This window comes from uncultured Bacteroides sp., assembly GCF_958445495.1.
GTDB lineage: Bacteria > Bacteroidota > Bacteroidia > Bacteroidales > Bacteroidaceae > Bacteroides.
Window position 1 is genome coordinate 1 of the sequence record NZ_CAUCSQ010000087.1, and the last position, 9,313, is coordinate 9,313.

The following is a 9,313-nucleotide window of genomic DNA, read 5'->3' on the forward strand; positions in this document are numbered from 1 at the left end:
TCAATTCTTCTACAAAATTCATCGTATTACTCTTTAATTATTTGGTTTTTATTGTCTTTTCAGTCCGATATGCGGCAAAAGTACGACTCTTTCTCGGAAGAAACAACTCTTACGCCCTAAAAAAGATATCCCGGACAGTATTACAGACAATCATCCGCAATTCCTCCCTGCCCACCCCGCGCACTGTCGCAGCCCGGCATAATATTTCCTCGATACTTTCAGGACCGTCGTCCGTTTCCAGCAACAAGCGCCCGTCAGGCACAGCCTTCATCGTCCTTTCAGGATAACGCCCCCCGAAAGACAGATAAAACCCCTTCCGCAGCAACTGTTCCGCCTGTTCGGGTTTACCGCGAAACCCATGCCATATCCAAGGCTGGACCGGGTGAAGCTCTCTTTTCAAAGCCAATAATTCGTCCGCCGCCTTCACACAATGGATAATCAACGGCAATCCATATTCCTCCGACAACTCTATTTGCCTCTTAAACACCGCCGACTGAAATTCCATCGAAGCTCCTGCCAACTTATCCAGCCCCGCTTCACCTACGGCTATAAGCCGTTTCGCCTCAAGCAATTCCCGCAAAAGCCCCAATTGGCGCCCGGCATCACTCCCCGTCAAGTCCCACGGATGAATCCCGGCAGAATAATAACCTCCCTCCCCACAAACGGATACACCTTCCCCGCAAACAAGCGCCCCCTCACCGCAAACGGGAATCCCGGAATCTTCCGCCGCCGTATGCAACGGAGAATCCGCCGATAAACGGCAATTGACAATTGCCCCTTCCCGGCCGGAGACGCCGGGCAACCTGTGAGTATGGACATCCAATATCCTGCATGCATTCTTTTCCACCGCCTTCACCTTTCAAACCGTTCAAGGCACGGGGTCATATCCGGAGCCTCCCCAAGGGTGACACCTCAGAATACGCCTCACAGCCAGATAAAAACCTTTCACAGGGCCATGCTTCTTAATCGCCTCAATCGCATAAACAGAACAAGTCGGAGTAAACCGGCAAGAAGGAGGGGTCAAAGGGGATATGCAAATCCGGTAGAAATAGATAGGTATCAATAATGCGAATGAAAACACCCTCCTTAAAATTCCCGTCACCAATGTCCGGATACGGGACATCCGGGAAATACGAGGCTTCATAAAGACAGTTTCTCGGAAATACGCAAAAGCGCTATTCTCATTTTCTCTTCCAACTGGGCGGTAACTACCGGTTCATCCGACAAATAGATAAAAGCAACCGCCAGATGTTTCCCCCGGCCTGACAACCCGTCCGTCAGAAGATGTTTATTCCTGCGGTAGGCCTCACGTATCTGCCGTTTCACCCGGTTACGTTCCACCGCCCGCTTAAAACGCCGTTTCGATACGCTGACAAGTATCGAAACAGGAGCTTCCCCTTCATCGACAGGCATATATACAACACGTATCGGAAAGATGGAAAACGACTTGGACGCGCCGCCTTCAAACATCTTTCCGATTAAAATTTTACGATTCAGCCTTTCAGCCTTGCACAAAGTATATATACCCACTCTGCAGTTTACTTATTGTTTTCCTTGATAAACATGTCAAGCGCAGCCGTCATCGACGGAGCCTGTACCGTAGGAGCTTCCAGGTCCAAACGGAGTCCCGCATCGCGTACAGCCTGTGCGGTAGTAGAACCGAATGTGCCGATTTTAATTTCCTTCTGGTCAAAATCCGGGAAATTCTTCTTCAATGAAGTCACTCCGGCAGGGCTGAAGAACACCAGCATATCATAATCGAATTCCTCGTCCGGCGTGAAGTCGTTGCTTACCGTGCGATACATCACAGCTTCCGTATGCTGTATGTTGTTCTTATCGAGCAGGTTTTTCACGTCATCATTGTGCACGTCCGACATGGGAACAAGATATTTCTCCGTTTTATGTTTCACGATGGCAGGAACCAAATCCTCAATCTTCCCTGTAGCTCCGAAGAAGATTTTACGCTTACGGTATTGCACATACTTCTGAATATACAATGCCACCGCTTCCGTCACACAGAAATACTTCATTGTCTCCGGAATTGTCACACGCAATTCTGTACACAAATTGAAAAAATGGTCGATAGCATGGCGAGAGGTAAATATAACGGCAGTATGGTCGAGAATCGAAATTTTCTGTTGCCGAAACTCTTTCGCCGAAAGACTTTCAACCTTGATAAACGGCCGGAAATCTATTTTTACGCCATATTTTTCAGCGATGTCGTAATAGGGAGATTTCTCTGACGCAGGCTTAGGCTGCGACACTAGTACTTTTTTAATTTTCAACGTCCTAAAATTTTATTAGCAATATATTGTTAATTTGAATCATGCCCCGATAGAGTAATAGACAAGGCACTATTTCAAGAGCGCAAAAGTACAAAATTAATAGGAAAAGAGCGCTAAAATGATGAAAAAAAAGCTTTATCCACTTATAAAACATCAATATTTTAGCAAAAATTAGAATAACAGTTCCGATGATGATAAAGTTAGTCAGGCTCAAATCGAAATAAACCAGAAAAAGCACGAAGGGAAACAGCGCAAATCCCAGATAATATATGAGCGTCGAATAAGATTCCAGCCACATATTTGTCCGATTTTTATCAAAAAAAGTCCATCCCAGAAACATATAAACCAGCCATTTCAGCAAGAAATAAGAAAGGCAGGAACCGATGTAAATACCCAGCAGCAGGAGAGGGGATACGGAGTCCATCAATACAGGAGACACATCATGAAAATAATTGAAAAAAGCAATCCCCGACAACACGCAGGTCTGCACGACAAGCACAAGAAGATAACGCATATCCGCCGCCGTAGTGGTATCGAAAATACTGGTCCGTTCCCGATGCAGCACAAAGTCCTTTACCTGCTGCGACAAAAACTTCTTACCCCGTGCCAAAGCGATGGAAGAAAGGAAAAAGCAGACCAGCAACGTCAATGCGACAGCATCGTCCGTGCGGGGAGAATAGGGGATAGGAGTCCCCTCAAAACCGGAGACAACCTCCTGCGCCGGACGGAGTTCCGCCGATTGAAAACCGGCACTGTCCGCCCCTGCCGTAACAACGCTCCCCTGCGGGAAAAACGCCAAAGTATCCGTAGCAGACCGGGAACTTGAAACATCAACCGTCATATAGCTGCAAATTTACGAATGGAGACATCCCACGCCGGAGTCGTATAAAGCAACTCCACCGCCTCCTCCGGCGTCTGAGCCACCTTCCAGATATCACCGTGCTGACGGCGCATAAAGTTTTCGTCAATCGCCCTCTCAAGCATTTCGAGCAACGGGTCAAAGAAAGCGTTCACATTCAGAATAACGATAGGATTGAGATATAACCCCAACTGCTTCCAGGTAATTATCTCGAGCAATTCCTCAAGCGTGCCGCATCCGCCGGGCAAAGCGATGATGCCGTCGCTCAACCCCGCCATCCTCTGCTTCCGTTCATGCATGGACTCCACCTCAATCAGTTCCGTAAGTCCCGTATGATGCCAGCCCTGTTCCACCATAAAACGGGGAATGACACCCGTCACCTCACCGCCACCCTTCAATACGGCATCGGCAACGCAACGCATCAACCCGATGCTGCCCGCCCCGTTAATCAGGCGGATACGGCGTCCGGCAAGCAAACGGCCGAGCTCCCCGGCCGCCTCAAAATAAACAGGAGCTATCTTCGTGCTGGAAGCACTATATACGCATACGGAATGTATCTGGTTCATCATTTATGTGATATTATGATTGCACGTGCAAAAATACGAAAAAATAATGAAGGGAAGCACCCTGCCCGTTACATTAAATGAAATGAAACAACCTGCCGCAATCCGTAAGCCGCAAATAAAACAATCCCCTTGTTCCAGTCCCGATTCATGAGAATACAAAGAACGGGCAAGAGGACGAATCTTAAAAGAGTCCCGACAGGCAAGACACCCTGTTTCCGGAATCCATTCCGGGAAACGTCCTTTTCCGTTCCCCCAGAAAACCATCCGGCCCTATCCCCAAGGCAACCCCTCGTTAAATCAAGCCGGCATCTTCTTTTCAAACGAACAAAAGACGGTTCCCCATCGCTACCTACAAACCGAAAGCAGCTTTAATCTTATCTACATAATCCAGCTTTTCCCATGTAAAGAGCTCCACTTCCACCGTCTTGTCCCCTTCATAACGGGAAGAGAACGTTTTCGTCACCATCTGCGGCTCACGTCCCATGTGACCGTAGGCAGCCGTTTCCTGATAAATCGGGTTACGAAGTTTCAGACGTTCCTCAATCGCTTTCGGGCGAAGGTCGAACAAACGGTCGATAACACGCGCAATTTCCCCGTCAGTCATATTCACGTGGGAACGCCCGTAAGTATCCACATAGATATTAATCGGGCGGGGAACCCCAATGGCATAACTTACCTGCACAAGCATCTCATCCGCCACACCTGCCGCTACCATATTCTTGGCAATATGACGGGCCGCATAAGCAGCGCTACGGTCCACCTTGCTAGGGTCTTTCCCGGAAAATGCACCGCCGCCGTGTGCGCCCTTGCCGCCGTAAGTATCGACGATTATCTTACGCCCCGTCAATCCGGTATCTCCGTGAGGTCCTCCGATTACGAATTTCCCGGTCGGATTGACATGATAAACAATCTTATCATTAAACAGCGCCAGCACCTTATCGTGGTGGATAGAAGCAATCACGCGGGGCATCAGAATCCCGACCACATCCCGGCGGATGACAGACAACATCTTCTCGTCGGCCTCCAGCCGGGCAGCTTCCGAATCATCCTCCGGCCGGATAAAATCATCATGCTGGGTGGAAACGACAATCGTATCAATGCGGACCGGAGTCCCGTTATCGTCATATTCAATAGTAACCTGGCTCTTCGCATCCGGACGGAGATAAGTCATCACCTTCCCCTCCCGGCGGATATCCGCCAATACCAGCAAAATACGGTGCGCCAAATCAAGAGAAAGCGGCATATAGTTTTCCGTTTCGTTCGTTGCATAACCGAACATCATTCCCTGGTCGCCCGCCCCCTGTTCCATCGGGTCCCGGCGTTCCACGCCCCGGTTGATATCGGGACTCTGCTCATGAATGGCGGAAAGCACGCCGCAAGAATTACTCTCAAACATGTATTCCCCCTTGGTATAACCGATTTTCTTTATCACCTCGCGCGCAATGAGCTGGAGGTCAACATACGCTTTTGTTTTCACTTCACCCGCCAATACCACCTGTCCGGTAGTCACTAGTGTTTCGCAAGCTACTTTCGAACTGGGGTCATAAGCCAACAGTTTGTCAAGCACGGCATCCGATATTTGATCGGCTACCTTATCGGGGTGTCCTTCCGACACCGATTCGGATGTAAATAAGTATCCCATCTTCTTTAATTATAATTTATGAGTTATGACTTGAAACGGCAGGAGAGAAGAGCCTTGCAAAGAGAAGCCGAAAAGGCGTCGATAAGACGTGTTTTAGCATTTTTTTCCGTGGTTGCAAGCTACTCAAATCTGTCCACACTCTCATTTCGGCTACAAAGATAAAGAGATTTCGGAGATTATGAGTATCTTTGGGCAATATTTAACACATAAATAAATTTAAAATGATTCTAAATAAGAAACTAAAAACACTTTTCGTACTGGCGCTTTATGTAGGATTTACCATTGCCGCCTACGCCATTGCCTGCCATTTCATGAAAATCGAATTCCAGGAAATCCATTTGTTATACGCTATCCTGGTAGGATGCATCGCCTACCTGCCGCGTTTCATTGCCGAAAGAAAGAAAAAATAAAAGAACCTTATCCCCTCAGAAAAAGCCCCGGAAGACCCGTCCGGGAAACCCTGTATGCACCTCCTTCAACAGACATAGAAACGGAACATCCGCCGGTATCCCAAGGTAGCGGCAGGGGAGCCCCTGAATTCCGGGCCCCTTCGAGATGCCGGCAAAAGCTTCAACACCCGTCCAGAATCTCCTTCATCGTCCTTTTCAGTACCGGATGCACCAGGCCGGGAGCAATCTCCGCCAACGGGCGCATCACAAAATCCCGTTCCGCCATCAAAGGGTGGGGAAGAGTCAACCCCGCCCCGGAAGGCAAGACGGCAGAAACCTGCAAATCATCGTAAAGCAACAGGTCGATATCAATCAGGCGGTCGCTATACACCCCGCCGGCAGACTTCTCCGTACGCCCCAGTTCCCGTTCAATCGCCTGCGTTTCCCGCAATACCTCCAAAGGGGGCAAATCCGTATCTATGCAAGCGGCCGCATTCAAGAAACTATGTTCCGAAGCGAATCCCCAAGGAGCAGTGACATAAAAAGCAGACAGGGAAACGACTTTCCCTACCTGCTCCTCTATCTTTCGCACGGCCTCCCGGAGATTCTGCTCCTTATCACCCAGATTAGTGCCGAGCCCTACATACACTTTCGCCATTATTTATCCAGAATCAGCATGGCGTCTCCATAAGTACCGAAACGGTATCCCTCCTTCAACGCCACATGATAAGCATCCATCACCTGCTCATAACCGCCGAAAGCAGCCACAATCATCAGTAATGTAGAAAGCGGCATGTGGAAATTGGAAATCATCGAGTCAGCCACCGTAAACTCATACGGCGGGAAGATAAACTTATTCGTCCACCCCTCAAACTCCTTCAAATGGCCGTCGGTACTGACCGCACTCTCAATGGCCCGCATCACCGTCGTGCCCACCGCACACACGCTCTTACCGTTATCTTTGGCACGATTGACAGTCCTCACGGCATCCTCGTCCACAAACATCTGTTCCGAATCCATCTTATGCTTCGTCAAGTCCTCCACATCAATATCCCGGAAATTACCCAAACCGGCGTGCAAAGTAATATAAGCAAAATCTATACCCTTAATCTCCAGCCGCTTCATCAACTCACGGCTGAAATGCAGGCTCGCGGTCGGTGCGGTCACCGCACCCTCTTTCCTCGCAAAGATAGACTGGAAACGTTCCGCATCCTCAGGTTCCACGGGGCGGTTGATGATAGAGTGGGGGAGCGGAGTCTCGCCCAAAGCATATAAAGCCTTCTTGAACTCATCGTGCGGGCCGTCATACAGGAAACGAAGCGTACGGCCACGCGAAGTCGTATTATCAATAACCTCGGCCACCATCGAATCGTCCGGGCCGAAATACAACTTATTGCCGATACGGATTTTACGTGCCGGGTCCACCAGCACATCCCACAGCCTCAGTTCTTCATTCAACTCACGCAACAAGAACACCTCGATACGAGCCCCCGTCTTTTCTTTATTACCATACAAGCGGGCAGGAAACACTTTCGTATCGTTGAATATAAACACATCCTTATCATCGAAGTAGTTCAACACATCCTTGAACATCTTGTGTTCAATCGCACCGGTACTACGATGCAACACCATCAAACGCGATTCATCCCTGTACTTCGTAGGATGCAAAGCGATTTTGTCCTCAGGCAATTTAAATTTGAATTGTGATAGCTTCATATCTATTCCTTATTACGTTAATTATTATCTTCATCATTTTCTATCTCCTGCCGGTCAATCCATTCCTTGAACCCTTCCGGGTCCAGGCAATCCTCCAACCGGACATCCCCCACACGAGTACGGACCAACCCCGTAAGATGAGCTCCGCTATGCAACGCCTCCCCGATGTCACGCGCCAGCGCACGGATATAAGTTCCCTTGCTGCATACCACCCGAATCCGTATCGCCGGTTCCGGCCCGTCCAGGCAACAATCCAGCAACTCGATTTCATCAATCACCAGCCGCTTCGGTTTCAATTCGACCTCCTCGCCCTTACGCGCCAGCTCATACGCACGCTTACCCTCCACCATACAGGCGGAGAAAGCAGGAGGCACCTGCTCTATCGTACCGGTAAAACGCCTCAGGACATCCTCCACCAGCTCCCTTGTGATATGCCCCGTAGGATAAGTGGCATCTATCCCGTGCTCCAAGTCGTATGACGGAGTAGTAGCGCCCAAACGCAAGGTCGCGACATACTCCTTCGTATGACCTTGAAACTCCTCAATCCGTTTGGTAGCCTTGCCCGTACATACAATCATCACCCCCGTCGCAAGAGGGTCCAACGTACCGGCATGGCCGACCTTCAATTTCTTCACCCCCATCCGGCGGCAGATATGATAGCGGGCATGCCCCACCACCTTAAACGAAGTCCATCCGAGAGGCTTATTAAAAAACAGTACTTCTCCCTTTTTAAAATTCATCAGCTCAATATAATCGTTACCAGTCCCGCTATCGCGCAATAAACGGCGAAATAAATCAGTTTACCCTTCTTCACCAGGTTAATCATCCACTTGCAAGCCAGGCAACCCGCAAAGAAAGCAGCCAGAAAACCCACCAGCAAAGACAAAGCCGGAATATCGCCTACCACATCCTCACCTCTCGCCATCTTTATGCTGTCCAGCAACGCCTCCCCCAAAATAGGCGGAATCACCATCAGGAAAGAAAACTGTGCCAGCTTCGCTTTATTGTCCCCCAGCAAAAGCCCCGTAGCGATAGTCGTTCCCGAACGGGACAATCCCGGCATCACGGCACAAGCCTGTGCGATACCGATAATAAAAGCGTCCTTCATCGAGATTTTCTCCTTCTGGCGCGGCTTATAATAATAAGAGAAAGCCAGCAATACGGCCGTCAACAACAGCATACACCCCACAATCAGCAGCCCCGAACCGAAAATCTCCTCTACATAATCCTTAAAAAACACCCCTACGATACCAATCGGTATCATAGAAACCACAATATTCATCACATAACGGGTCTCCTCATTCATCCGGCACTTGAACAGCCCGCGGAAAATCCATTCTATCTCTTTCCAGAGAATCACCAGCGTACTGCACACCGTAGCCACATGGACAAGAATCGTAAACGCCAGATTTTCTTCACCCTCTATGCCGAACAATGCAGACCCGATAGCCAGATGCCCGCTGCTGCTCACCGGCAGATACTCAGTCAATCCCTGAATCAGCCCAAGGACCAATGCTTCCAACCAACTCATACCCCCTCCTTATTCCTCTTTTGTTTTAGGCTTACGCAATACAGCGTAAATCATAGATAAAAAACCAAGCAGGCAAACGACAGGCGCCACCTTAATCCTGCGTACACTAAAAATATCAGGTTCAAAAACCGTTTCGGACGACGAAGGTCCTGTCATCAATAGAAATCCGATAATCACAATCGCCATCCCTACCGCCAGCAAGATAAAGTTCACTTTATCAAAGGCAAATTTCTGCTTGTCAGACATAATTCTTCTAATTTCAAATTACTATTTAGGTGAGTTCTATCAATTCAATTTATCCTCTTGTATCAGACAGCAGAACTCT

13 protein-coding genes are annotated in these 9,313 nt (G+C 48.9%); 1 reads left to right on the forward strand and 12 read right to left on the reverse strand.

Features of this window, described 5'->3' with window-relative positions:
• Nucleotides 1-109: 109 nt before the first annotated feature.
• From Q5076_RS17445 to metK, 7 genes are all read right to left on the reverse strand, one after another.
• On the reverse strand, nt 110-847 hold the full coding sequence (locus Q5076_RS17445; RefSeq protein WP_303015046.1) for a TatD family hydrolase: 738 nt from the start codon (nt 845-847) through the stop codon (nt 110-112).
• Nucleotides 848-868: 21 nt separating this feature from the next.
• A complete protein-coding gene (yidD, locus tag Q5076_RS17450; RefSeq protein ID WP_303015048.1) occupies nt 869-1,144 on the reverse strand; it encodes a membrane protein insertion efficiency factor YidD in 276 nt (91 codons plus the stop codon).
• On the reverse strand, nt 1,141-1,530 hold the full coding sequence (gene rnpA, locus Q5076_RS17455; RefSeq protein ID WP_303015049.1) for a ribonuclease P protein component: 390 nt from the start codon (nt 1,528-1,530) through the stop codon (nt 1,141-1,143). Before rnpA ends, yidD begins: the two co-directional genes overlap by 4 nt.
• A gap of 8 nt (nt 1,531-1,538) precedes the next feature.
• Nucleotides 1,539-2,285 carry a uroporphyrinogen-III synthase gene (locus Q5076_RS17460; protein WP_303015050.1) on the reverse strand — a complete coding sequence of 249 codons (747 nt, stop codon included), beginning with the start codon at nt 2,283-2,285 and terminating at the stop codon, nt 1,539-1,541.
• A gap of 4 nt (nt 2,286-2,289) precedes the next feature.
• A complete protein-coding gene (locus Q5076_RS17465) occupies nt 2,290-3,126 on the reverse strand; it encodes a DUF4271 domain-containing protein (protein WP_303015051.1) in 837 nt (278 codons plus the stop codon).
• Nucleotides 3,123-3,710 (reverse strand): TIGR00730 family Rossman fold protein, encoded by a 588-nt coding sequence (locus tag Q5076_RS17470; protein WP_303015059.1) that lies wholly within the window; start codon nt 3,708-3,710, stop codon nt 3,123-3,125. Before Q5076_RS17470 ends, Q5076_RS17465 begins: the two co-directional genes overlap by 4 nt.
• A gap of 349 nt (nt 3,711-4,059) precedes the next feature.
• Entirely contained in the window at nt 4,060-5,352 is a 1,293-nt protein-coding gene (gene metK, locus Q5076_RS17475) for a methionine adenosyltransferase (RefSeq protein ID WP_303015052.1), read from the reverse strand.
• Between the two features lie 221 nt (nt 5,353-5,573).
• On the opposite strand from metK, the gene Q5076_RS17480 reads away from it, so the two are divergent.
• The gene (locus Q5076_RS17480) at nt 5,574-5,762 is read left to right on the forward strand and encodes a hypothetical protein (protein WP_303015053.1); all 189 of its coding nucleotides are present in this window, start codon (nt 5,574-5,576) and stop codon (nt 5,760-5,762) included.
• A 160-nt stretch (nt 5,763-5,922) separates the two neighbouring features.
• Here Q5076_RS17480 and folK read toward each other — a convergent pair whose 3' ends face one another.
• The 5 genes from folK to Q5076_RS17505 are packed head-to-tail and all read right to left on the reverse strand — an operon-like array spanning nt 5,923 to nt 9,234.
• Nucleotides 5,923-6,399 carry a 2-amino-4-hydroxy-6-hydroxymethyldihydropteridine diphosphokinase gene (folK, locus tag Q5076_RS17485; RefSeq protein ID WP_303015054.1) on the reverse strand — a complete coding sequence of 159 codons (477 nt, stop codon included), beginning with the start codon at nt 6,397-6,399 and terminating at the stop codon, nt 5,923-5,925.
• A complete protein-coding gene (gene queA / locus Q5076_RS17490; RefSeq protein WP_303015055.1) occupies nt 6,399-7,457 on the reverse strand; it encodes a tRNA preQ1(34) S-adenosylmethionine ribosyltransferase-isomerase QueA in 1,059 nt (352 codons plus the stop codon). The genes folK and queA overlap by 1 nt, the downstream gene beginning before the upstream one ends.
• A 17-nt stretch (nt 7,458-7,474) precedes the next feature.
• Entirely contained in the window at nt 7,475-8,197 is a 723-nt protein-coding gene (gene truB, locus Q5076_RS17495; RefSeq protein WP_303015056.1) for a tRNA pseudouridine(55) synthase TruB, read from the reverse strand.
• The gene (locus Q5076_RS17500; RefSeq protein ID WP_303015057.1) at nt 8,197-8,988 is read right to left on the reverse strand and encodes an undecaprenyl-diphosphate phosphatase; all 792 of its coding nucleotides are present in this window, start codon (nt 8,986-8,988) and stop codon (nt 8,197-8,199) included. The genes truB and Q5076_RS17500 overlap by 1 nt, the downstream gene beginning before the upstream one ends.
• Before the next feature lie 9 nt (nt 8,989-8,997).
• Complete coding sequence (locus Q5076_RS17505) at nt 8,998-9,234, reverse strand: DUF3098 domain-containing protein (protein ID WP_303015058.1); 237 nt, start codon at nt 9,232-9,234, stop codon at nt 8,998-9,000.
• Nucleotides 9,235-9,313 lie beyond the last annotated feature (79 nt).

Excerpts from the sequence above, each read along its gene's own strand:
- truB (WP_303015056.1), bottom strand. The coding sequence starts at position 8,197 with ATGAATTTTAAAAAGGGAGAAGTACTGTTTTTTAATAAGCCTCTCGGA.
- queA (WP_303015055.1), bottom strand. The coding sequence starts at position 7,457 with ATGAAGCTATCACAATTCAAATTTAAATTGCCTGAGGACAAAATCGCT.
- Q5076_RS17465 (WP_303015051.1), bottom strand. The coding sequence starts at position 3,126 with ATGACGGTTGATGTTTCAAGTTCCCGGTCTGCTACGGATACTTTGGCG.
- yidD (WP_303015048.1), bottom strand. The coding sequence starts at position 1,144 with ATGAAGCCTCGTATTTCCCGGATGTCCCGTATCCGGACATTGGTGACG.
- Q5076_RS17480 (WP_303015053.1), top strand. The coding sequence starts at position 5,574 with ATGATTCTAAATAAGAAACTAAAAACACTTTTCGTACTGGCGCTTTAT.
- Q5076_RS17470 (WP_303015059.1), bottom strand. The coding sequence starts at position 3,710 with ATGAACCAGATACATTCCGTATGCGTATATAGTGCTTCCAGCACGAAG.
- Q5076_RS17505 (WP_303015058.1), bottom strand. The coding sequence starts at position 9,234 with ATGTCTGACAAGCAGAAATTTGCCTTTGATAAAGTGAACTTTATCTTG.
- folK (WP_303015054.1), bottom strand. The coding sequence starts at position 6,399 with ATGGCGAAAGTGTATGTAGGGCTCGGCACTAATCTGGGTGATAAGGAG.
- metK (WP_303015052.1), bottom strand. The coding sequence starts at position 5,352 with ATGGGATACTTATTTACATCCGAATCGGTGTCGGAAGGACACCCCGAT.
- Q5076_RS17500 (WP_303015057.1), bottom strand. The coding sequence starts at position 8,988 with ATGAGTTGGTTGGAAGCATTGGTCCTTGGGCTGATTCAGGGATTGACT.